We start from the raw sequence: 24,783 nt of genomic DNA, 5'->3' as shown, positions 1-24,783 counted from the left end.
GCGCATCCCATCAATAAATTGCATGCGCATACAATCGGGGAGTGATCTTGCGGCTCGCGGGAACCTCAACATCAATTGGCTCTGTTGCGCCTGGTCAAGGGAACTCGTGAACGACCCGACCAGCGGAAACCCCACTTCACGTGGGGTTTTCTGTTTCTCCGGCTGTCACGTGACCAACAGCCGAGCGATTCTCCCGGTCGGACCCGGGAGTCAGCCCGTACGGGTGCGCCGGAAGCGGCGATCTTCTTGGCTCCCTCGGCGCGGCGCCTGCCGTAGCGGGCCGTGGGGTAGCCGGGCGAAGCCGTCCCGGGCGAACCCCAACCCGTGATCCACCCACAGCGGGCTGGATCGTTCCTTCCCTGCCTGCTGACGCTCGCAATGCCACTTGAGGGCGTTCATCAACGCTTGGTCCGCATAGATGATCGCGTTGTCGTCGCCATCCCTGGTAAGGGGGGCTTGGCCAACCACCCGTCCACGAGTTGCCCCATGGCCATGTCCGATCGAGAAGTGAGGCTGCCCGCCTCATGGTCGCTGTGCCACTTGCGCAGCGCTCGTTCCGCCTCGGTCTTGACCCCTGTTCATCAGGGGTTTCTGCATTTGGCGCAGACGCATGAAGGCCACCGCTTCCACGAAGCGGCCGGATGTCCGGCCCGGTTCCCTTCACCCTCAGCAGCAACAGTCCGTCGCGCACCCACGCACCCGCGCACTCCGTCATCCCGGAACCACGGTACGCCCGCGCCGACTTGACCCGTATGCCCCCTCAGCCTCGTTGAGCACGTGACCGGCGCGTACCCGGCAGGGGTTCTGAGCGAGGCGCAGGGGTGGGCCCGGTGGTCCTTGCTGCCAGTGGGGCCGGAGATGGGGCGGTGAGTGGTGGAGTGTGCGGGGGCGGAGGATTGCCGTGGGGTGAATTCGCGGCTCTGGTCCGATGATTCTGTTACGCGCCGTAAGGGTGATGGGGAAGCTCGCGTCGGTGAGTGGTCAGGGGAATGGTGGACTCCTCAAATTGTTTCCCTGCCGGGGGTGGTGGCGGGGTAATGTTGGTGGAATAAGGGACGTGTTAGGGCGGAGCGGGTCGTCACCGGGTGCGGACGCGGGGGATGACTGTTCCGGGGCCGGGGAATGACGGCCGGGTGCATTTTCTGTGACTGTTGGAGCCGGGGGGCCGGTCGCGGCTGGATATCCGTCCTACTGAACAGCGGGAGTCCGGATACGGGGGTGAAGCCGGCTCATGAAGTTGGTGGAACGGGACACGGAGCTCTCCGTCCTGGAGGGCATGCTCGACGCCTGTGCGGCCGGGCGCGGCGGGGCGGTGTTGGTCAGCGGTGCGGTGGGGGCCGGGAAGACGGCGTTGCTGCGCGCGTTCCGGGAGCGGGTGGCGCCGACCGGCGCGGTGTGGTTGCAGGCGACGGCGACCGCGGCGGACCGGGACGTGCCGCTGCGCGTGGTGGAGCAGTTGCTGCGGACCGCCTCCCCGTCCGGCGCGGACGGGGAGGCGGCGGTGTGGCCGCTGCCGTCGCCGCTCACCGTCGGCGCGCCGGTGCGGGGCGCGGACGGCGCGGTGCCCGCGGAAGTGGTCGCGGACGTCTTTCCGCGGATGTGCGGAATCCTCTTCGCCCGGGCCAGGAAACGGCCGCTCGTGGTGTGCGTCGACGACGTGCAGCTGGCCGATGTCCATTCCATGGAATGTCTGCTGTATGTCGTGCGACGGCTGGATGTCAGCAGGATTCTGGTGGTCCTCGGGGAAAGCAGCGGTTCGGAGTGGGACGACAGCCGGACGCGGCGGGAATTGCTGCGGCGGCCGGTATGCCGTTTCCTGCATGTCGGTGCGCTGCCGCGGGACGGTATCGCCGCCATGCTGGCCGACGGGCGGAAAGGGCGGCGTTCGGCGCCGCCCGTATCGGAATTCCACCGGCTGAGCGGCGGCAGCCCGCTGCTGGTGCGGGCGCTGCTGGACGATTACGCGGACGCGGATCGCGCCGGGAACGCCGGGCTGGTGCCCGGTGAGGCGTACGAACGCGCCGTCGCGCTGTGCCTGAACCGCAGCGACCGCCTCACCCGCAGCACCGCCTGGGTGCTGGCGGTGCTCGGGCCGCGGGCCGGGCGGGCCGAGCCCGCCGAACTGCTCGGTGCTCCCCGCGCGGCGGGCGAACGCAGCCTGCGCGCCCTGCACGACATGGGGCTGCTCGCCGGCGGCCGGTTCCGTCACGAGGCCGGGCGGACGGCGGTGCTGCGCCGGGTGGAGCCGCCGCGCTCGCCGCGCCTGGAGGCCCGCGTCGCCCGGGTGCTGTACGAGCACGGGGCGCCGTCGACCGTACTGGCCCGCCATCTGGTCGCCGCAGAGAACGTGGACGCCCCCTGGGTGCTGCCCGCCCTCCTGGAGGCGGCCGAGGCCGCGCTGGCCCGTAACGAAGTGGGGCGGGCGCTGGACTGCCTGCGCGTGGCCCGGGACAGCTGCGCGGACGAGCGGCAGGTGCTCAGGGTCCGGATCGCGCTGGTACGGGCCGGGTGGCGGGTCGACCCGTCCGCCGCCGTACGGCACCTGCCCGCCCTCACCGACGCCGCGCTGGCCGGGCGCCTCACCCCCCGGGACATGAAGGCGCTGATCGGCCATCTGCTGTGGTTCGGCAGGGCGGACGAGGCGCTGGAGGTGCTTCGGGCGGGGGAGGGTGGAAAGGGGAGGGAGCGGGAGGGGGAGGGGGCAGGCACGGTGGGGGTGCGGTGCATGTGGAGGGGGAAGTCGGTGGTGCGGGGGAGCGGCGGGTGCTGGAGTCGGCCCGGCTCTGGTTCGCTTACGGGTATCCCGGGGTGGCCGGCCGGTACGGGGACGGGGTGGCGTCGGGGGCGTACGGGAGCGCGGGAGCCGGTGGCCGGACCTCCGGGCCGGTGGCCGAGCACGGTACGCAGCAGCGGGCCCTCGCGCTGATCACTTCCGTGCTGGACGAGGGCGCGGCCGGGGACGTGATCGTCCGTGCGGAGCGGATCCTCCAGGAGACCCGGCCGGAGGACCGTACCCCGGCGGCGGGGCTGGCCGCCCTGGTGGCGCTCATCGTCGCCGACGGGCTGCCGGAGGCGTCCCGTTGGTGCGACATCCTCGTGGCGGAGGCGCGCGAGCGGCGGGCGCCGATGTGGCAGGCGCTGTTCGCCACGGCCAAGGCGTACACCGAGATCAGACTCGGCGAGCTGCCCGCGGCGGAGGAGTCGGCGCACACCGCGCTCACCGTCGTCCCGCCCGAAGGGTGGGGGGCGGCCGTCGCCGCCCCGGTCGCCGCGCTCCTGTACGCGAAGGCCGCCACGGGACGGCTGGACGAGGCCGCGGCGCACCTGAGGATCCCCGTGCCCGACGCGGCGTTCCGGACGCCCGGCGGGCTGTTGTATCTCTGGGCGCGCGGTCACTACCACCTCGCCGCGGGCCGCTTGTACGCCGCGCTGGAGGACTTCCACGGGTGCGGGGACCTGATGGCGCGCTGGCGCCTCGACCTGTCCGCGCTGGTGCCGTGGCGCTCCGACGCCGCGCAGGTGTACGTCGCCCTGGGCGACGACCGGCGCGCCCGGTCCCTCCTGGAGGACGAACTGGCCCGCACCGGCACCCGGCCGCCGTGGATGCGCGGGGTCGCGCTGCGGGTGCTGGCGGCGCTGGCCGACCGCGCGGACCGCCCGCGGCTCCTCGCCGAGTCCCTGGACATCCTCCAGCGCAGCGGCCACCGGCTGGAGCTGGCGTACGCGATGGCGGAACTGTCGTACAGCCATTGGGACAGGAACGAGGACGGCCGGGCCCGGGTGGCGGCGCGCAAGGCGCAGCAACTGATGCGGGAGTGCGGCATCAAGGCGCCCGTGCTGAAGGCGTCGCCGGTCGGCGCGGCGAGCGCCTGCCCGCCCGAGCGCTCCGAGCGGCCCGGGGCGGGGCGTTCGGCCACCGAGCTGAGCGGCGCGGAACTGCGCGTCGCGACGCTCGCCGCGCGCGGGTACACCAACCGGCAGATAGCCGGGGCGCTGTTCATCACGATCAGCACCGTGGAGCAGCACCTGACCCGCGCCTACCGGAAGCTGGGCGTGCAGCGCCGTACGGACCTGGCTGCCCGGCTGAACCTGGACGCGGGGGAGGAGGCCGGGCCGGCCGGGTGCGGCGACGGTTTATCGCGTGATTGTCTGCGGGCCGGTTAGGGGGGGTGGGAGGGGCGATCCGTGGGTTCCGGTGGGGAAGAGGGTGATCCGTGGGGCCCGGTGGGGAGGGGCACGACTCGTACGTCCCGGTCGGGAGGGGCGCGCCCATGGGCGACGGTCGGTACGGACTTGCCCTCGGCCCCGTCCGGTACGGGCCCGCCTCCCAACCCCGGTCGGTACGGACTTGCCCTCGGCCCCGTCCGGTACGGGCCGGGCCTCCCAACCCCGGCCGGTACGGGCCCGCCTCCCAACTCCGGCCGGTACGGGTGCGTCCTCGGCCCCGGCCGGTACGGACCCACCCCCCAACCCCGGCCCGTACAGGCCCGCCCCCGCCCCACCTCCCCGACGTTGCGCGGTTGGACACCTCGCCGCGGACCTGTGGAATGATTGACGGCGATACCACATTCCGCGAACTCCCTTGAATTAAGCCGTAGTTGCCGGGCATCGCGGTGGTGCGGCGGGGGTGCGCGCACGGGTGCCGCGGTGCGGCCGGGCGGCCCCGGGGAGCTCCAGCAGACGGACCGGCGCACGGCGGTGCGGGCGTGCGCCGGTTTCTCGCAACCACATCGGGCCGGCCGGTGCCGGTCCACTCAACGGGAGGAACCCTCATGGTGGTGGTGATGGCCCCGGGGGCCACACAGGAGGATGTCGACGCCGTCGTCGGCCTGGTGCGCTCGGCGGGCGGTGATGCCTTCGTCAGCCGGGGGGTGACCCGTACGATCGTCGGGCTCGTCGGGGACGTGGACGAGTTCGAGGCGCTCAACCTGCGCAGCCGCAAGGGGGTCCTGGACGTCGTACGGATCTCCGTGCCGCACAAGCTCGTCAGCCGGGAGCACCACCCCGCCCGGTCGGTCGTCCGGGTCGGCGGTGTGCCGATCGGGCCCGACACCCTGTCCGTCATCGCGGGGCCGTGTGCCGTCGAGTCGCCGGAGCAGACGCTCACCGCGGCGCGGATGGCCCGCGCCGCCGGTGCCTCGATGCTGCGCGGCGGCGCGTTCAAGCCGCGTACCTCGCCGTACGCCTACCAGGGGCTGGGCGAGGCCGGGCTGCGCATCCTCGCCGACGTGCGTGCCGAGACCGGGCTGCCGGTGGTCACCGAGGTCATCGATCCGGGCAGCGTCGAACTGGTCGCCTCGTACGCGGACATGCTCCAGATCGGCACCCGTAACATGCAGAACTTCGCGCTGTTGCAGGCGGTGGGCTCGGCGGGCCGGCCGGTGCTGCTCAAGCGCGGGTTCGGGGCGACCATCGACGAGTGGCTGATGGCCGCCGAGTACATCGCGCAGCGCGGGAACCTGGACATCGTGCTGTGCGAGCGCGGCATCCGCACGTTCGAGACGCGCACCCGCAACACGCTGGACATCAGCGCGGTGCCGGTGGTCCAGCGGCTGTCGCACCTGCCGGTGATCGTGGACCCCTCGCACTCGGGCGGCCGGCGTGAGCTGGTGCTGCCGCTGATGCGCGCCGCGCTGGCGGTGGGGGCGGACGGCGTGATGATCGACGTGCATCCGGCGCCGGAGTCGGCGCTGTGCGACGGCGACCAGGCGCTGCTCGACGCCGACATGCAGGAGATCGCCAAGACGGCCACCGTGCTGTCGCCGCTGATGGGACGCTCGCTCACGCAGCCGGCGCCGCGGAGCCCGGCGGGGATCGCCGCCTCCTGACGCGGCTGCTGCGGGGGTGCGGAGGTGCGGTCGGCGCGTTGGGGCGTCGGCGCCGGACGGGCGTACGCCCGGCGGTAGGGGTACCCCGACGGGCGCTCGGACGAAAGCGCACACGACCCATCGTCCGCCCGGTTGGTACAGGCCAATTTCCGCACGTACGGCCGGGCGGATGGGGCACCGGGGGACGGGTGTTCCCCGGTGCACCGGGGAGCCCGCGATAGGGGTACCGGCGCTGAACCGGTGATGTCGGCGAAGGCTGACGCATGGCGAATCTTGCGGTATGTCGGAGAGATGCGATACGCACAGGGCGGCGGACTGACCGCCGAGCGGCGGGAGTTCCGCGAACAGCTGCGGCTGCGGGCGGTCGAGCGGTTCGCGCAGGGCGAGACCAACGCGGTGATCGCCAGGGATCTGCGGGTGAGCGTGCGGTCGGTGCAGCGGTGGCGCAAGTCCTGGCGGAGCGACGGGGCGGGGGCCCTGGGCTCGAAGGGGCCGGCGTCCCGGCCGCGGCTGAGCCCGGCCCAGTTCCGCCAGTTGGAGGCGGAACTCGCCAAGGGGCCGGAGGCCTACGGCTGGCCCGACCGGCGCTGGACGCTGGAGCGCATCCAGACCGTGATCGCGCGGCGCTTCCATGTCACGTACACGATCCAGGGGGTGCGCAAGATGATGCGCCGGCACGGGTGGTCGTACGTGGCACCGGCGCCGAGGTCGGCGGAGCGGAGCGCGGGCGGATGGGTCCGCGCGGAGCGGGCGCGGGAGGGACGGGCGGCGCGCGACCCGCGCCCGGCGCGGAGCGAATGACTTCGGGTGGTGAATGCACGTATTTTCCGGCGGTACCGGATCTTCGGGGAAATGCCGTTCCCGGTAACCCGCGGAATGCGACATCGCAGGTTCAGCTACCTCAGGTAGGGGTGCCCCGTAGATAAAGGCACTGTTAGAGTATGTATCTGAATGGGGGAAGATGGTTTGTTTGCATATGTGTTCCGCTTCGCGTCGCGAGTTTCTCGCGGTCCGGCGGTGGCGGGAACCCTCCTCCCCCGCCGGGAGTTGTAGAAGAAGGAAGAGAAGCGGGGGTGGGTTCTACGCCTGAACGGCCCGGTGATGTCTCTCTCCGGCGGACATCACCGATGCACGGGCCTGCCGTAAGTCGTTAGGGTGCGTCAGCGCGAGCTTGCGCACGGGGGAATCACAACGCGAGGAGCCTGGAGTGGAACCTGGGCAGGCGCACGTGGATATGCAGACGGTTGTCGAAGTGGAGATCGGCTCACTGTCGGTGGCCGGCTCTCCGCGCATATCCGGGGAAGACGCGGAGCACATCGAGATGCTGGCGGTGGCACAGGCGCCGCTGCCGCCCATCATCGCGCACCGCGCGACGATGCGGGTGATCGACGGGGTGCACCGATTACGAGCAGCGGAACGCCGCGGTGACGACAAGATCGCGGTGAGATTCTTCGACGGCGACGAGGCCGACGCCTTCGTCCTCGCCGTCGAGTCGAACATCACGCACGGCCTCCCACTGTCGATGGCGGACCGCAAGAGCGCGGCCGAACGCATCATCCGCAGCCACCCCTTGTGGTCGGACCGGATGATCGCCTCGGTCACCGGCATCGCGCCGGGCACCGTGGCGGAGATCCGCCGCCGGGTGTCCGGCGCCGCCGCGGCGGGGCGCGGCAGGATCGGCCAGGACGGCCGCTTCCGGCCGCTCAACGGCGCCGAGGGCCGCCGGCTCGCCGGCAACCTCATCGCCGAGAACCCCGGTCTGTCGCTGCGGCAGATCGCGCGGGCGTCCGGGATCTCGCCCGAGACGGCGCGCGATGTGCGCAACCGTCTGCGCCGGGGCGAGGAACCGCTGCTCAAGGGGCGGGGCCGGCCGGCCCGTGCGTCCCGCGAGCAGGAGCCCACCGGGCACAGCGGCCCCCGCGACGGCGACGCCGCGGCGGCCCCCGCCCGGATGCCGGCGCAGGACCGCACGGTGGTGGTACGCCGCCTGAAGGTCGACCCGGCCCTGCGGTTCAGCGAGACGGGGCGCACGCTGCTGCGGCTGCTGAGCATTCACACGATCAGCGCGGAGGAGTGGGACGACATCATGGCAAACATTCCTCCCCACTGCAGCGGCATCATCGCCCAACTGGCCCGTGAGTGTGCGGATATCTGGGCGGACTTCGCCCAGCGGGCCGAGCGGAACGTCGTCGAAACCGTCTGACGGGCGACCGGGCCGTGTCCAAGTGAGAAAAGCGACCGGTTGGACGGACTCCGCACCGTCCAACCGGTGGCACTGAAAAGCGCGTACGGTCGGTACCGGCGGGCGCTCGCGAAAGCGGCGCCGGCCGGGCCGGCCGGCCGTCGGAACCAGGGAATTCACCGGTGAATCGGTGTGGTGTGGTGCGGTGCGGTGCGGACCGGTGATGCGTCCCGGAATTCCCTGGATACGCGGGAGAGAAACCCAGTAGCGGTGGAGAAGCCCCGTGCGCCGCCCCGGGCATATCGGCCTGGCTGGTGGGAGACGCCATGGGTATCGTCGCAACGGCGCACTCCTTCAGGGGAAAAGGCGGCCACCGCAAAGCGGCCGGCCGGTCTTGACGAAAGCTCGCCGACATCACGGAACAGGTGCCCTGGCGGCGCCGCCCTTCGCATGCGGTCGGCCGAATGACCAGGAACCAGGAACCCAGGATTCCCGACCCAGGAGGTCTCCGCTGATATGTTTGCCGGTCAAGGCTCGGGCATCATGCTGGCGACGTACGACGACCCGGGCAATTCCACGGCTGCGCAGCGGCTCCGCCCGGGAACGCTCCGCCGCATCCTGTCGTACGCGAAACCGCATTCCCGCGAATCGGTCCTGCTGCTGGTGCTGACGCTGCTCGATTCGCTCATCATCGTCTCGACCCCGCTGCTGCTGAAGGAGATCGTCGACGTCGGCATCCTGCAGAAGGACACCTCGACGCTGACCGTCGTCTCCCTCGTCGTCGCGGGGCTCGCCGTCCTCGACGCGCTGCTCCAGCTCGCCCAGAGCTGGTATTCGGGCCGGATCAGCCAGGGCGTCAGCTACGACCTGCGGGTGCAGGCGTTCGCCCACGTACAGCGCCAGCCGCTGGCCTTCTTCACCCGGACCCAGACCGGGTCGCTGGTCAGCCGTCTCAACACGGACGTGGTGGGCGCGCAGCACGCGCTCGGCACCCTCCTGGGCTCGCTGTCCAGCGTGTTCACGCTGGTCCTGGTGCTGGGCAGCATGTTCTACCTGTCGTGGCTGGTCAGTCTGATCGCGCTGCTGATCCTGCCGCTGTTCATGATCCCCGGCGCGCTGGTCGGCCGGCGGCTGACCCGCTACTCCCGCGAACAGATGCAGATGAACGCGGAGATGGGCGCCACCATCGGCGAGCGCTTCAACGTCGCGGGCGCGATGCTCTCCAAGCTCTTCGGCCGCCCCCGCGAGGAGGCCGCCCTGTTCGCGAAGCGCGCGGGCAAGGTGCGCGAGGTCGGCGTCACCTGGACCGTGCTGAGCCGCCTGACCGTCATCATCATGACGCTGCTGGCCGCCGTCATCACCGCGCTGGTCTACGGCCTCGGCGGCGCCCTCGTGATCAACGGGACGTTCCAGGTCGGCACGCTGGTGGCACTGGCCGCCCTGCTGGCGCGGCTGTACGGGCCGATCACCCAGCTGTCCAGCGTGCAGGGCGACGCGCACACCGCGATGGTCAGCTTCGACCGGATCTTCGAACTGCTCGACCTCAAACCGCTGATCACCGAGCGGGACGGCGCCGTCGACCTGCCCGCGCCGGACGGCGCGGCGGCCCCCGAGATCGCCTTCGACCGGGTGTCCTTCCGCTACCCGCCCGCGAGCGAGGTCTCCCTGGCGTCCCTGGAGTCGAACGCGCTGCCCGCCGACGAGCGCGCCAAGGAGACGCCCGAGGTGCTGCACGACGTCAGCTTCACGGTGCCGTCCGGCAAGCTGACCGCCCTGGTCGGCCCGTCCGGCGTGGGCAAGACCACCGCCACGCACCTGGTGTCGCGGCTGTACGACCCGACGGCGGGCAGCGTCCGGATCGCCGGGCAGGACCTGCGCGACGTCACCCTCGACTCGCTGCGCCGCACCGTCGGCGTGGTGTCGCAGGACGCCCACCTCTTCCACGACACCATCCGCAACAACCTGACCTACGCCCGCCCCGGGGCCACCGAGGAGGAGCTGATCGAGGCGTGCCGGGCCGCGCAGATCTGGGACACCATCAGCTCCCTGCCCAGCGGCCTGGACACGGTGGCCGGTGACCGCGGCTACCGGCTCTCCGGCGGCGAGAAGCAGCGCCTCGCGCTGGCCCGGCTGCTGCTGAAGGCGCCCTCGATCGTGGTGCTGGACGAGGCCACCGCGCACCTGGACTCGGAGTCCGAGGCGGCCATCCAGCGGGCCCTGAAGACGGCGCTGCGCGGCCGTACGTCCGTGGTCATCGCCCACCGGCTGTCCACCATCCGCGAGGCCGACCAGATCCTGGTCTTCGACGAGGGCCGCATCCGCGAGCGGGGCACGCACGACGAGCTGCTGGCGGCCGGCGGACTCTACGCGGAGCTGTACCACACGCAGTTCGCCCGGCAGGCCGCGAACGGCGGCGGACCGGAACCGGCCGGGCCCGGGCCCGCGGCGGAGCGGGAGTTCGCGCCGCAGATGGCGCAGGGCGGCCCGGGACACATGGTCTTCTTCGACGGGGACGGGCCCGACGACGGAGGCGCCCCGGGCGGCGGCGTGTGGCACACCGGTCAGGGCCCCGGCGGCCGCTGACCTCCGGCCGCCCGGCGGCCGCGTACACGGGGAAGACCGCGCCACCGCAGCGGACCACCGCAGCGGTGGCGCGGCAGGCGGAGCGAGCAACGGTTTGCCGTCGAAGGGGGAGACATGGAAGGCCAGGCACAGTTCACTGCGCCCCTGACCGATTGCCAGGAGGGGACGTGGCTGGCCCAGCGCGCGGAGAACCCGCCCCGGCCGTACGACATCCGGCAGTACGCCGATGTGCTGGGCCCGCTCGACACCGACGTCTTCCGACGGGCGCTGCGGCAGGCCGTCGCCGAGACGGAGGCGCTGCGCCTGCGGTTCACGCAGGACGGCGGGGTGCCGGCACAGGCGATCGGCGAGGCCGTGGGCGACATGGCCCTGCGGATCGTCGACCTCGGCGCCGAGGACGAACCGTGGGAAGCGGCGCAGGCGTTGATGCGCGCGGACGGCCGCCGCCCGGCCGGCCCCGCCGAGGGCGACCCGGCGGGTCTGTCGTCGTACATCCTCTTCAAGCTGGCTCCCGACCGGTACCTCTGGTACCAGCGCCACCACCAGCTGCTGGTGGACCACTACGGGAGCACGCTGCTGGCCCGCCGCGTCGCCGCGCTCTACACGGCGATCCTGCGCGGCGAGCCGTACAGCCCTCCTGGCCACGCCCCGCTGCGGGAACTGTGGGAGCAGGAGGCCGCCTACCGGGAGTCGCCGCAGTGCGCGGCCGACCGCCGTTACTGGCACGAGCACTTCGCGGACCGTCCGGAGCCGGCCACCGTGCCCGGCCACCGCTCCGCCTCCCGCGACGCCCGCCCCCACGCGTCCGGCCGCCTCTCGGACGCGGGCCGGCAGGCGCTGCGGACGGCCGCCGACCGCACGGGCACGAGCCGGGGCGCGCTCGTCGTCGCCGCGCTCGCCACCTTCGTGTGCCGCACGACCGGGGCGGACGAGGCACTGCTGAGCTTCCCGGTCGACGGCCGTACGGGCAGCGCCGCCCGGCGCACGCCCTGCGCCACGGCCAACGTGCTGCCGCTGCGGCTGCCCGCGGCGCCCGGCGACAGCCTGGCGGAGCTGGCCCGCGCGGCGCGGCGCGAGATCGACGGGCTGCTGGAGCACCGGCGGTACCGGGGCGAGCGCCTGCACGCGGAGCTGGGCAGGCCGGGCGGCGGGCGCAACTTCGGCCCGTCGGTGGCCGTCCCGGCGATCGGCACCGGCCTGCGCTTCGGCGCGGTCCCCGGCACGCTCCACGACCTGCCGGGCGCCCCCGTCGAGGCGTTCTCCGTAGTGGTGCGCGAGCTGCCGGACGACGCCGGGACGGAGGTCGTCCTCGAAGCCGATCCCGCGCTGTACGACCAGGAGTGGGCCGGGGCGGGCCAGCGGGCCTTCGTCCGGCTGCTGGAGCAGGCGGCGGCCGAGCCGGAGGCGCCCGTCGGACGGTTCGGCGTGCTGGGCGCGCCGGAACACGGGCTGGTCGTGGAGGGGTGGAACGCCACGGGCGCCGAGGAGCCGGGCACCTCGGTGCCGGAGCTGTTCGCCCGCCAGGCCGCCCGCCGCCCCGGCGCCGTGGCCGTCTCGCACGGCGAACACGCCCTGACCTACGGCCAGTTGGACGCCGAAGCGGGACGCCTGGCCGCCTATCTCAGCGGCCTCGGGGTGACCCGCGGCAGCCGCGTCGCGGTGCTGATGGAGCGGTCGGCCGGACTGCTGGCGGCGCTGCTCGGCGTGTGGAAGGCGGGCGCGGCGTACGTACCGGTGGACGCGGCGTACCCGGCGGAGCGGGTGGCCGTCATGCTGGCCGACTCCGCGCCGGCGGCCGTGCTGTGCACCGGCGGCACCCGGGCCGCGGTGCCGCCCGGCGTGCCGGGACCGGTCGTGGTGCTGGACGACCCGCGGGTGCGGGCGGCCGTGGCCGGGTGCCCGGCCGAGGGCCCCGCGGTCCGGATCGGCCCCGAGGACCTGGCGTACGTCATGTACACCTCCGGCTCGACCGGGGTGCCCAAAGGCGTGTCGATGCCGCACGGCAGCGTCGCCGGACTCGTCGGGCAGCGGGACTGGTCGCTCGGCCCGGACGACGCGGTGCTGATGCACGCGCCGCACGCCTTCGACGCGTCGCTGTACGAGGTGTGGGTGCCGCTGGTCTCCGGCGCGCGCGTGGTGGTGGACGGGCAGGGCGTGGTGGACGGGCCGCGGATCCGTGCGGCCGTGGCGGCGGGGGTCACGGCGGTGCATCTGACGGCGGGGTCGTTCCGGGTGGTGGCGGAGGAGTCGCCGGAGTGCTTCGCGGGTCTGCGCGAGGTGCTGACCGGCGGGGACGTGGTCCCGGCCGCGGCCGTGGCACGGGTGCGGGAGGCCTGCCCCGAGGTGGCCGTACGGCACATGTACGGGCCGACCGAGGCCGCGCTGTGCGCCACCTGGCACCGGCTGCGGCCGGGCGACCCGGTACCGGACGTGCTGCCGGTCGGCCGCCCGCTGGACAACCGGCAGGTGTACGTCCTGGACGCGTTCCTCCAGCCCGTGCCCCCGGGCGTGACGGGCGAGCTGTACGTGGCCGGCACCGGGCTGGCCCGGGGCTACCTGGACCGCGCGGGGCTGACCGCGGAACGCTTCGTGGCCTGCCCGTTCGTGCCCGGCATGGGGGTCCCCCCGGCCGAGGGCCGGGGGAGGATGTACCGCACCGGCGACCTGGCGCGCTGGACCGACGACGGCGAACTGGTCTTCGTCGGGCGGGCGGACGCCCAGGTCAAGGTGCGCGGCTTCCGCATCGAGCCGGGCGAGGTCGAGGCGGCGCTGGCCGCCCACCCGGCGGTCGGCGAGGCCGTGGTGGTGGCCCGCGAGGACCGGCCGGGCGAGCGCCGCCTGGTCGCGTACGTCGTCGCGCAGGCGCCGGAACCGGCCCGTGACGGGCACCCGGCGCGCGACGGCCGGCCGTTCCGCGACGAGCCGGGCGGCCGGGAGCGGACCGCGGCGGACAGCGCTCCCGCCCTGCTCACCGGGGAGTCCGGCGGCAGCGCCGGCGCGGGCCACGACACCGGCGCACTGCTCGCCGCGCTGCGCGAGTTCGTGGGCGGCCGGCTGCCGGAGTACATGGTGCCGTCGGCCTTCGTGCCACTGGACGGGCTGCCGCTGACCGTGAACGGCAAGGTGGACCACAAGGCGCTGCCCGCCCCGGACTTCACCGGGCGCAGCGGCGGCCGTGCGCCGCGCGGGGCCGCCGAGGAGACGCTGTGCGCGCTGTTCGCGCAGGTGCTCGGCCTGGAGCGGGTGGGCCCCGAGGACGGCTTCTTCGAGCTGGGCGGCGACTCGATCATGGCGGTCCAGCTCGCCTCGCGGGCCCGCCGCGCCGGGCTGGTGCTCACCACGGGCCAGATATTCGACGCGCAGACCCCGGAGCGGCTGGCGCGGCTCGCCTCCTCGGCGGACGCGTGGCCGGGAGCGGACACGGAGACCGGCGAGGTGCCCTGGACGCCGCTGACCGCGGCGCGGGGCGGGCACTTCGCGCGCTGGGCGGTGCTGGACGCGCCGGACGGCCTGCGGCCGGACACGCTGCCGGCCGCCGTCGCCGCCGTACTGGACACCCACGCGGTGCTGCGCGCCAGGACCGTCGCCGGTGGCACCGGGCCGTCCCTCTTCGTGCCCGAACGGGGAACGGCGGACGCGGCGGCGCTGGTCACCCGGGAAGCCGTGACCGAGGCCGACCTCGACCGGGCCGCCGAGCGGGCGGCCCGCGAGGCGGTGGCCCGGCTCGACCCGGCGGCCGGGGCGAACCTCCGGGCGGTGTGGCTGGACGCGGGCGCCACGCGGCCCGGCCGCCTGGTGCTCGCGGCCCATCACACGGTGGTGGACCCGGCCTCCTGGCGCCTTCTCGTCGCCGACTTCCGGTCCGCGTGCGAGGCCGTGGCACAGGGCCGGCAGCCGGCGCTCGGCCCGGTGGGCACCTCCTTCAGGGAGTGGGCGGGCCGACTGGCCGCACAGGCGACACAGGAGCGCCGGGTGGCCGAACTGGACTGCTGGCGCGCGGTGTTGGAGGGCGGGTCCGGGCTCGCCGCCCTGCCGGACTTCGAGCCGACCGGCATACGGCAGCCGGGTGCGGAACGCCGTATGGCCTGGACGGTGCCGCCGCAGCAAGCGGCAGCGCTGCTCGGCCGGGCACCCGCCGCGTTCCACTGCACCGCCGACGACGTGCTGCTGGCCGCGCTGGCCGCCGCGGTCGTGTACGGGCGTACGGGCGCCGGGACCGGAGTCCTGCTCGACATCGAGACGGACGGCCGACGCGGCACGGGGACGGCCGAAGGCGTGGACCTGGCCCGTACGGTGGGCCGTTTCACCGCCGTGCATCCGGTCCGGCTGGACGTGTCCGGTGCCGCGCTGGACGAGGTCCGCGCGGGCGGCCCGGACGCCGGGGCGCTGCTGAAGTCCGTCAAGGAACAGGTGCGGTCGGTGCCCGGCGACGGCTTGGGCTACGGCCTGCTGCGCCATCGCAACCCGGACACGGCCCGCGCGCTGTCGGACCTGCCGGGCGCCCGGATCGCGTTCCGCAGTTCGGGCGGGCCGGCCGAGGGGGTGGCATCGGGTGCCGTACCGGCCGGTGGCGAGCCGTCCCCGTACGCCCTGGAGGCCGAGGCCGCCATCGGCGGGACCCCCGAAGCGCCCACGCTGACCCTCGCGCTCACCTGGCGCCACCACGCGGAGGACCGGCGGGCCGACGCCGCGGCGCAGCGGCTCGGCCGCCGGTGGGTGGAGATGCTGGGCGGCCTGGCCGCCCACGCGGCGCGGCCCGGATCGGGCGGCCACACCCCCTCCGACTTCCCCCTGCTCGACCTCACCCAGGAGGGCGTCGCGGAACTGGAGGCCGCCGTGCCGCGGCCGGCCGACATCTGGCCGCTGTCCACCCTCCAGGAAGGCCTGCTGTTCCAGTCCTCCTTCGAGGAGGAGGGGCCGGACGTCTACGAGACGCAGTGGATGCTGGAGCTGACCGGACCGCTGGACGCCGCCCGCCTGCGCGCCTCGTGGGAGGCGCTGCTGGCCCGGCACGACGCGCTGCGCGCGAGCTTCCACCGGCGCGCTTCGGGCGAGGCCGTCCAGGTCGTCTCCCGCGAGGTACGGCTGCCCTGGAAGGAGATCGACCTCTCGGGCCTGACCGAGGCCGACGCCCTGTCCGGCATCGAGGAACTGGCCACCCGCGAACAGGAACGCCGCTTCGACACGGCGCGGGCCCCGCTGCTGCGGCTGCTGCTGATCCGCCTCGGCGCCGCCCGCCACCGGCTCATCGTCATCAGCCACCACATCCTGATGGACGGCTGGTCCATGCCGGTCCTGCTGGCCGAACTGGCCGAGGTCTACGCGGCGGGCGGCGACGCCTCGGCCCTCGCCCCGGCCGCCTCCTACCGCGACTACCTCGCCTGGCGCACCCGCCAGGACAAGGACGCCGCACGGGCCGCCTGGAGCGCCGAGTTCGCCGGCACCGAGGAGCCGACACTGATCGCTCCGGGCGCGGTGGACCGGGGACCGGTGGACACCGGGCATGTCGTCACCGACCTCCCCGAGCGGATCACCCGCGGCCTGGCGGAACTGGCACGCCGCCACGGCCTGACGGTCAACACGCTGCTCCAGGGCGCCTGGGCGCTGGTGCTGGCCCGGCTGGCGGGCCGTACGGACGTGGTGTTCGGCGCCACCGTCGCGGGCCGCCCGCCCGAGCTGCCCGGCATGGAGTCGATGGTCGGCCTGCTGATCAACACGGTGCCGGTACGGGTACGCCTGGACGCCGCGCAGCCGGCGCTCGACCTGCTGCGCGGCCTCCAGGAGCGCCAGTCCGCGCTGGTCGCCCACCAGCACCTGGGCCTGCCGGAGATCCAGCGCCTGGCCGGGCCCGGCGCCGTCTTCGACACCCTCGTCGTGCACGAGAACTACCCCCGCGCGCTCGCCGCGCCGGGCGCCCCGGACGCGCTCGCCTTCGAGGTCCTGGGCACGCGCGAGGCCACGCACTACCCGCTGACCCTCGGCGTCATCCCGGGCGAACGGCTGCGCGTCCACGTGGCGCACCGCCGCGGCCAGGTCGCGGCGGACCTCGCCGGGAAGCTCGTCGCGCGGCTGGTGCGGGTCTTCGAGCAGCTGATGCGGGACTGCACGCTGCCGGTGGGCCGGGTCGGCGTCCTGGACACGGCCGAACGCGCCACCGTCGTCGCCGGCTTCAACCGTACGGACGCGCCGGTGGCCGCCACGACCATGCCGGAGCTGTTCCGCGCGCAGGCCGCGCGGACCCCGGACGCCGTCGCCGTGGAGGACTCCGGGCGGCAGCTCACCTACGCCGGGCTGGAGTACGAGGCGGGGCAGCTGGCCCGCCACCTCGTCGAGCACGGGGTGGGGCCGGAGCGCCGGGTGGCGGTCGTCGTCGAGCGGTCGGTGACGCTGATCACCGCCGTGCTGGCGGTGGCGATGGCGGGCGGGGTGTACGTCCCGGTGGACCCCGGATACCCGGCCGAGCGCGTCGCGTTCGTGCTGCGCGACGCGGAACCCGCGGTGGTGCTGTGCACCACGCGGACCCGGGACGCGCTGCCGGACGGCGCGGGCGGCGGCACGGTCGTCCTGGACGACCCGGCGGTGGCCGCGGCCGTGGCGCGCCGCGCGGGCGGCTCCCTGTCCGACGCCGAGCGCCCCGCGCCGCTGGGCGTGGACAACGCGGCGTACGTGATCTACACGTCCGGGTCGACCGGTGTGCCCAAGGGCGTGATCGTCGCCCACCGCGGCCTCGGCAACCTCGTCGCGGACCGCGTCGCGCGCTACCGCATCGGCACCGAGAGCCGCCTGGCCCAGCTCGTCTCGCCCAGCTTCGACGTGTCGATGGGCGACATCTGGCCGGTGCTGTGCGCGGGCGCGCGGCTGGTGCTGGCACCCGCCGGGCAGCAGACCTTCGGCGAGGACCTGGCCGACCTGCTGCGCGAGCGCGGGGCCACCCACGTGGTGCTGCCCGCCGCGTTCCTGCCGCAGCTGCCGTCCGACGGCCTGCCCCGGCTGCGGGTGCTGGTCACCGGCGGCGAGCCGATGACCGAGGAGGTGCGCCGCCGCTGGTCCGAAGGGCGGGAGCTGTACAACGAGTACGGCGTCACGGAGGCGACCGTCACCTCCACGGTGACCGCGCCCCTCGGCGGCGACAGCGCGCCCTCGATCGGCCGCCCGGTCACCAACACACAGGCGTACGTCCTGGACGCCTTCCTCCAGCCGGTGCCCCCGGGCGTACGGGGCGAGCTGTACGTGGCCGGGGTCAACCTGGCGCGCGGCTACCTGGGACGCCCGGCGCTGAGCGCGGCCCGGTTCGTGGCGAACCCGTTCGCGCCCGGCATGGGGGCCTCCCCGGCCGAAGGCTGGGGGAGGATGTACCGGACCGGGGACCTGGCCCGGTGGACCGCCGACGGCGAACTGGTCTTCGCCGGGCGGGCGGACGCCCAGGTCAAGGTGCGCGGCTTCCGCGTCGAGCCGGGCGAGATCGAGGCCGCGCTGACCGCCCACCCGGCGGTGGCGGAGGCGGCGGTGGTGGTCCGCGAGGACCGGCCCGGCGAACGCCGCCTGGTCGGCTACGTCGTGTCCGCCGGGCCGGACCTGGACGAACGGTCCGTCCGCGCCCATGTCGCCGCGACGCTGCCGGACCACATGGTCCCGGCGGCCGTGCTGGTCCTCGGCGAGCTGCCGATGTCGCCCAACGGCAAGCTGGACCGCGCGGCACTGCCCGCGCCCGACTTCGCCGGACAGGTCGGCGGGCGCGAGCCGCGCACCCCCGCCGAATCGGTGCTGTGCGCGCTGTTCGCGGAACTGCTGGGCCTGGAGCGGGTCGGCGCCGAGGACAGCTTCTTCGAACTGGGCGGCGACTCGATCATGTCGCTCCAGCTGGTCTCGCGGGCCCGCCGCGCCGGTCTGCTGGTGACCTCCCGGCAGGTCTTCGACGAGCAGACGCCGGAACGGCTCGCCGAGGTGGCGGAGCCGGCCGCCGGGAGCGGCGCCGGCCCCGCGGGTTCGGGGGTCGGCGAGGTGCCGTGGACCCCGGTGATGCGGCTGCTGGGCGAGCGGATCACGGGCGGCCGGTTCGCGCAGTGGACGGTCCTGGGCGCCCCGGCCGGGCTGGGCCGCGACGTGCTGGCCGCCGGACTGGCCACCGTCCTGGACACCCACGCCATGCTGCGCGCCCGGGTGGTGGAGCGGCCCGGCGGACCGGTGCTGACCGTCGGCGGCCGGGGCTCGGTCGACGCCGACCGCCTGGTGACCACGGTGGACGCGACCCGGGCCGCCGAGGCCGACCTCGACGGTCTCGCGGAACGGGCCGCCGAGGACGCCGTCACCCGCCTCGACCCGGCCGCGGGCGTCCTGGTCCGGGCGGTGTGGCTGGACGCCGGACCGCACCGGACCGGCCGGCTGGCGCTGGCCGTGCACCACCTCGCGGTGGACGGCGTGTCCTGGCGCATCCTGGTGCCGGACCTGCGGGCCGCCTGCGAAGCCGCGGCGGACGGGCGCGAGGCGGACCTCGGCCCCGTGGGCACCTCCTTCCGGCAGTGGGCCGCGCTGCTCGCCGCCCAGGCCACGCAGCCGCACCGGGTCGCGGAACTGCCGTACTGGACCGCCGTACTCGACGGGCCCGACCCGGTGCTCGGCAGCCGCGCCCTCGACCCGGACACGGACACCTCGGCGACCGTGCGCCACCACACGTGGGAGGTGCCCCGGGAACAGGCGGCGGTCCTGGCCGCACGCACGCCCGTGGTCTTCCACTGCGGAGTCCACGAGGTGCTGCTCGCGGCACTGGCGGGCGCGGTGGCGCGCTGGCGGCCGGACACGGCGGCCGGGGTGCTGGTGAACGTCGAGGGACACGGGCGGCACCCCGTCGCCGGGGCCGACCTGTCCCGTACGGTGGGCTGGTTCACCAGCGTGCATCCCGTACGGCTCGACCTGTCCGGCGTGGACCTGGACCAGGTCCCGGCGGGCGGCCCGGCGGCCGGGGCGCTGCTCAAGGCCGTCAAGGAACAGGTGCGCGCGGTGCCCGGCGACGGCCTCGGCCACGGGCTGCTGCGCCACCTCAACCCGGAGACCGGCCCCGTGCTGGCGGCCCTCCCGACCCCGCGGATCGGCTTCAACTACCTCGGCCGGTTCCCCGCGGGCGCGGGCACGGCCGGGCCGTGGGAGGCGGCGGGCAGCACCGCGCTCGGCGGATCGGACGACCCGGACATGCCCGCGCCGCACGCCGTGGAGGCGGGCGCGGTCGTCCGCGACACACCGCACGGACCCGAACTGACGCTCACGGTCGGCGGCCCGGCCGGCGTCCTCGGCGACGAGGCCGCGGCGCGCCTGGGCCACCTGTGGCGGGACCTGCTCGGCGGCCTGGCCGCCCACACGGCCGCGCCCGAGGCGGGCGGTCACACGCCCTCCGACTTCCCGCTGCTGGACCTCGGCCAGGACGAGGTCGAGGAGTTCGAAGCGATAGCAGCACGGCTCGAAGGGGGACTGTCGCTGTGAAGACCTCACCACCGCCCATGGGACCGGCGTCCGGCAAGGGCCCGGCGTCCGGCAAGGGCTCGGCACTGGCCGAGGTGTGGCCGCTGTCACCGCTCCAGGAGGGCATGCTCTTCCACGCCGGCTTCGACGCGCAGGGGCCCGACGTCTACGTCATCCAGCGCACCCTGACGATCGACGGCCCGCTGGACCCGGCCCGCTGGCGCGCCTCCTGGCAGGCCCTGCTCGCCCGCCACGCGGCGCTCCGGGCCGGCTTCCACCGCCGCAGGTCCGGCGAAGCCGTCCAGCTCATCACCCGCGAGGCCGTCCTGCCCTGGCGCGAGACCGACCTCTCGGCCCTGCCGGAGGCCGCGGCGCTCGCCGAGGTCCGCCGGCTGGCCGCCGCGGAGTGCGCGGAACGCTTCGACCTGGGCGTGGCGCCGCTGCTGCGGCTGCTCCTCGTCCGCCTCGGCCCGGACCGGCACTGCATGGTGCTGACGGCGCATCACATCCTGCTGGACGGCTGGTCGATGCCGATTCTCTTCGACGAGGCGACCGCGGTGTACGCGGCGGGCGGTGACGCCTCGGGGCTGCGCCGCACCCCCTCCTACCGCGACTACCTCGCGTGGCTGGCCCGGCAGGACAAGGACGCGGCGCGGGCCGCGTGGCGCGCCGAGCTGGCCGGGGACGGCGAGCCGACGCTCGTCGCCCCCGCGGACCCGGCCCGCGCCCCGGTCCTGCCCGACAAGGCCGAGGCGGCCCTGCCCGCCGAGCTCACCCGCGCGGTCACCGGCCTGGCCCGCCGCCACGGCCTGACCGCCAACACCGTGGTCCAGGGCGCCTGGGCCCTGCTGCTGGCCCGCCTCTCCGGCCGTGACGACGTGGTGTACGGCACGACGGTGGCCGGCCGCCCGCCGGAGCTGCCCGGCGTCGAGTCGATGGTCGGCCTCTTCATCAACACCGTGCCGGTACGCGTACGCCTCGACGCCGCGCGGCCCGTACTGGACCTGCTCAAGGACGTCCAGGCACGCCGGTCCGCGCTGCTGCCGCACCAGCACCTGGGCCTCGCCGAGATCCAGAAGCACGCCGGGCCCGGCGCAGGCTTCGACACGCTGGTCGTGTACGAGAACTACCCCCGCCCCGCCGCCGGGTCGGGCGGGCCCGGCGCGCTCACCTTCACCACCCTGGCCCTGCGCCAGGCCACCCACTACCCGCTGACGCTGGGCATCCTCCCCGGCGACCGCATCGAAGTGGAGGTCTCCTACCGCCCCGACCTGGTCACCCCCGAACTGGCCCACGCCCTGACCGGACTGCTGGTGCGGGTGCTGGAGCAGATGGTGGCCGATCCGTCGGTGCCGGTGGGCCGGATCGGTGTCCTGGGTGGGGCTGAACGGCAGTTGGTGGTGGGGGAGTGGAATGCCACGGCCGGGGAGGTGGCGGGGCCGTCGGTGCCGGAGCTGATCGCGCGGCGGGTGGCGTCGGCGCCGGATGCCGTGGCGGTCGTGGACGGTCAACGGCGGCTCACGTACGCGGAGTTGGACGCGGAGGCGGGGCGGCTGGCCGCGCACTTGGGCGGTTTGGGTGTGGGGCGTGGTGACCGGGTCGCGGTGGTGCTGGAGCGGTCCGTCGATCTGGTGGTGGCGTTGCTGGGGGTGTGGAAGGCGGGGGCCGCGTACGTACCGGTGGATGCGGGGTATCCGGCGGAGCGGATCGCGTTCATGCTGGACGACTCGCGGCCCTCGGCCGTGGTGTGCGGTGAGGCGGCACGTGCGGCGGTTCCGGTGGACACGGCCGCTCCGCTGGTGGTGCTGGACGAGGTGCAGGGGGAGGGTTCCGGAGCCCAAGTAGCGATATCCGGTGCCGACTTGGCGTACGTGATGTATACCTCCGGCTCGACGGGCACCCCGAAGGGTGTCGCGGTGCCGCACGGCAGTGTGGCCGCGCTGGCGGGCGAGCGGGACTGGTCCCTCGGCCCGGACGACGCGGTGCTCATGCACGCCCCGCACGCCTTCGACGCCTCCCTCTTCGAGATCTGGGTGCCGCTCGTCTCCGGGGCCCGGGTGATGGTCGCCGGCAGCGGTGTGGTGGACGCGCAGCGGGTGCGGGAGGCGGTGGCGGCGGGTGTCACGGCGGTGCACCTGACCGCCGGTTCGTTCCGGGTGGTCGCGGAGGAGGCGCCGGAGTCCTTCAAGGGGCTGCGGGAAGTGCTGACCGGCGGGGACGTGGTCCCGGCGGCGTCCGTCGCCCGCGTCCGGGAGGCGTGCCCCGACCTCGTCGTACGGCATCTGTACGGGCCGACCGAGACCACGCTGAGCGCCACCTGGCACCGGCTGCGGCCCGACGAGGCCGTGGGGGACGTCCTGCCCATCGGGCGTCCGCTGCCCAACCGCCGGGTGTACGTGCTGGACGCGTTCCTCCAGCCCGTACCGCCGGACGTGACCGGGGAGCTGTACCTCGCGGGGGCGGGCCTGGCGCGCGGCTACCTCGACCGTCCCGCCGCGACGGCCGAGCGCTTCACGGCCGACCCCTTCGTGCCCGGCATGGGGGTCCCCCCGGCCGAAGGCCGGGGGAGGATGTACCGGACGGGCGACCTTGCGCGCTGGACGCGCGACGGCGAGCTGGTCTTCGCCGGGCGGGCCGACGCGCAGGTCAAGATCCGTGGCTACCGGATCGAGCCGGGCGAGATCGAGACCGTGCTCGCCGCCGCGCCGGGGGTGGCCCAGGCCGCCGTCGTCGCCCGCGAGGACCGGCCCGGGGAGCGGCGGCTGGTCGGCTATGTCGTACCGGACGGGCAGGAGGCGGACGCCGAGCAGATCCGCGAGCACGTCGCCAAGGTGCTGCCGGACTACATGGTGCCCGCGGCCGTCCTGGTTCTTCCGGAGCTGCCGGTGACGGTCAACGGCAAGGTGGACCGCAGGGCGCTGCCCGCGCCCGGCTTCGCCGGGAAGACGACGGGCCGCGCGCCGCACACGGTGGCGGAGGACATCCTGTGCGCGCTCTTCGCCGAGCTGCTGGGACTGGACGACGTGGGCGCGGACGACAGCTTCTTCGCGCGCGGCGGCGACTCGATCATGTCGATGCAGCTCGCGGCCCGCGCCCGCCGCGAAGGGGTGCTGTTCAGCGCCCAGGACGTGTTCGAGCAGGAGACGCCGGGCGCGCTGGCCGCCGTGGCCCGGCTCGCCGACGAGGTGCGCGCGGCCCCGGACGCGGGCGTGGGGGAAGTGGCCTGGACGCCGGGCATGCTGGCGCTCGGGGAGTACGCGCTGAGCCGCGAGTTCGCGCAGTGGATGATCGTCACCACGCCCGCGGACCTGCGGCCGGACGTGCTCACCGCCGGGCTGGCCGCCGTCCTGGACACCCACGACATGCTGCGGGCCCGCGTGGAGCGCGCCGAGGACGGCCCGCGCCTGGTGGTGTCGGCGCGGGGCGCGGTGGACGCGGCCGGGCTGACCACCCGTATCGACGCCACGGACGTACCGGTCGGCGACCTGGACGACCTGGCCGACCGCGCGGCCCGGGAGGCGACGGGGCGGCTGGACACCGGGGCGGGTGTGCTGGTGCGGGCGGTGTGGCTGGACGCCGGGCCGGGGCGGTCCGGGCGGCTGGCCCTGGTGATCCACCACCTCGTCGTGGACGGCGTGTCCTGGCGCATCCTGCTCCCGGACCTGCGGGCCGCCTGTGAAGCGGCGGCGGCCGGGCGCGTGCCGGAGCCGGACCCCGTCGGGACCTCCTTCCGGCAGTGGGCGGGCGCCCTCGCGGCACAGGCCACCGAGGAGCGCCGGATCGCCGAACTGCCGCGGTGGCAGGCCCTGTTCGAGGGTGTCGCCCCGCCGCTGGGCGGGCGGGCCCTGGACCCGGACCGGGACACCTTGACCGGCATGGACCGGCGCACCTGGGTGCTGCCCGGCGCGACGGCGGCCACGCTGGCCGGCGACACCCCCGCGATGTTCCACTGCGGCGTCCACGAAGTGCTGCTGGCGACGCTGGCGGGCGCGGTGGCGTCCGGGCGGCCCGCGGCCGCGCTCGTCGTGGACATCGAGCGACACGGCCGCGAACCGGTCGACGGGGCCGACCTGTCCCGGACGGTGGGCTGGTTCACCGGAGTCCACCCGGTCCGTCTGGACGTGTCCGGCGTGGACCTGGACGAGGCGGCGGGAGGCGGCCCGGCAGCCGGTGAGCTGCTGAAACGGGTCAAGGAACAGGCGCGCGACATACCCGGCGACGGCCTCGGCCACGCCCTGCTGCGCTACCTGAACCCCGCGACCGGACCGGAGTTGGACACCCTCCCGGACGCCCACATCGGGTTCAATTACCTGGGCAGGTTCGCCGGGGCCGGCCGCGCCGGGGCGACGGGGGACGCCTGGCAGCCGGCCGGCACCTCGGTCGTCGGCAGCTCCGCCGACCCGCGCACACCCGCCCCGCACGCCCTGGAGGCGGGGGCCTACGTCCGGGACACCCCGGACGGCCCGGAACTGGCCCTCACCCTCGCCGGACCGGCCGGCCTGTGGGCGGACACCGCCGTCGAACGGCTGGGCCGGCGCTGGCTGGACCTGCTGGACGGCCTGGCCGCCCACACCGCCGACCCCGCCGCCGGCGGGCACACCGCCTCCGACTTCCCCCTGCTGGACCTCGGCCAGGACGAGGTCGAGGAGTTCGAAGCAGGTTTCGCCGACGACAACCCGTGGCCGGGGCCGTGAGCCCACGACCCGCGGACCACGGCCCGCCGGCCGGGCGCCGTGG

The 24,783-nt window shown here is 74.6% G+C and carries 7 protein-coding genes and 1 pseudogene; all 8 read left to right on the top strand.

Annotation, left to right across the window (positions count from 1 at the left end):
• Positions 1-1,231: 1,231 nt before the first annotated feature.
• The 8 genes and pseudogenes from CP973_RS26940 to CP973_RS26905 all read left to right on the top strand — a co-directional run bounded on the left by CP973_RS26940 (position 1,232) and on the right by CP973_RS26905 (position 24,740).
• Positions 1,232-2,926, top strand: coding sequence for an ATP-binding protein (locus CP973_RS26940; protein WP_150246434.1), 1,695 nt, complete (start codon positions 1,232-1,234; stop codon positions 2,924-2,926).
• Entirely contained in the window at positions 2,887-4,164 is a 1,278-nt protein-coding gene (locus tag CP973_RS26935; protein WP_150246431.1) for a helix-turn-helix transcriptional regulator, read from the top strand. Before CP973_RS26940 ends, CP973_RS26935 begins: the two co-directional genes overlap by 40 nt.
• 608 nt (positions 4,165-4,772) lie before the next feature.
• Complete coding sequence (gene aroF / locus CP973_RS26930; protein ID WP_150246428.1) at positions 4,773-5,828, top strand: 3-deoxy-7-phosphoheptulonate synthase; 1,056 nt, start codon at positions 4,773-4,775, stop codon at positions 5,826-5,828.
• A 291-nt stretch (positions 5,829-6,119) separates the two neighbouring features.
• Positions 6,120-6,548: pseudogene (locus CP973_RS26925) on the top strand (winged helix-turn-helix domain-containing protein); the annotation flags it as partial.
• Positions 6,549-7,035: 487 nt separating this feature from the next.
• Entirely contained in the window at positions 7,036-8,031 is a 996-nt protein-coding gene (locus CP973_RS26920; RefSeq protein WP_244410035.1) for a ParB/RepB/Spo0J family partition protein, read from the top strand.
• A 495-nt stretch (positions 8,032-8,526) separates the two neighbouring features.
• A complete protein-coding gene (locus CP973_RS26915; RefSeq protein ID WP_150246423.1) occupies positions 8,527-10,593 on the top strand; it encodes an ABC transporter ATP-binding protein in 2,067 nt (688 codons plus the stop codon).
• A 114-nt stretch (positions 10,594-10,707) separates the two neighbouring features.
• Positions 10,708-20,067, top strand: a complete 9,360-nt coding sequence (locus tag CP973_RS26910; RefSeq protein ID WP_150246419.1) for a non-ribosomal peptide synthetase — start codon at positions 10,708-10,710, stop codon at positions 20,065-20,067.
• Positions 20,064-24,740 carry a non-ribosomal peptide synthetase gene (locus CP973_RS26905; RefSeq protein ID WP_150246416.1) on the top strand — a complete coding sequence of 1,559 codons (4,677 nt, stop codon included), beginning with the start codon at positions 20,064-20,066 and terminating at the stop codon, positions 24,738-24,740. The genes CP973_RS26910 and CP973_RS26905 overlap by 4 nt, the downstream gene beginning before the upstream one ends.
• The last annotated feature ends 43 nt before the right edge of the window (positions 24,741-24,783 follow it).

Source organism: Streptomyces albofaciens JCM 4342, from assembly GCF_008634025.1.
Taxonomy (GTDB): domain Bacteria; phylum Actinomycetota; class Actinomycetes; order Streptomycetales; family Streptomycetaceae; genus Streptomyces; species Streptomyces albofaciens.
This window is presented reverse-complemented; position numbering and strand designations above follow the sequence as displayed.

What these genes read in the sequence shown, in the direction of transcription:
- CP973_RS26910 (WP_150246419.1), top strand. Translation starts at nt 10,708, where the DNA reads ATGGAAGGCCAGGCACAGTTCACTGCGCCCCTGACCGATTGCCAGGAG.
- CP973_RS26940 (WP_150246434.1), top strand. Translation starts at nt 1,232, where the DNA reads ATGAAGTTGGTGGAACGGGACACGGAGCTCTCCGTCCTGGAGGGCATG.
- aroF (WP_150246428.1), top strand. Translation starts at nt 4,773, where the DNA reads ATGGTGGTGGTGATGGCCCCGGGGGCCACACAGGAGGATGTCGACGCC.
- CP973_RS26915 (WP_150246423.1), top strand. Translation starts at nt 8,527, where the DNA reads ATGTTTGCCGGTCAAGGCTCGGGCATCATGCTGGCGACGTACGACGAC.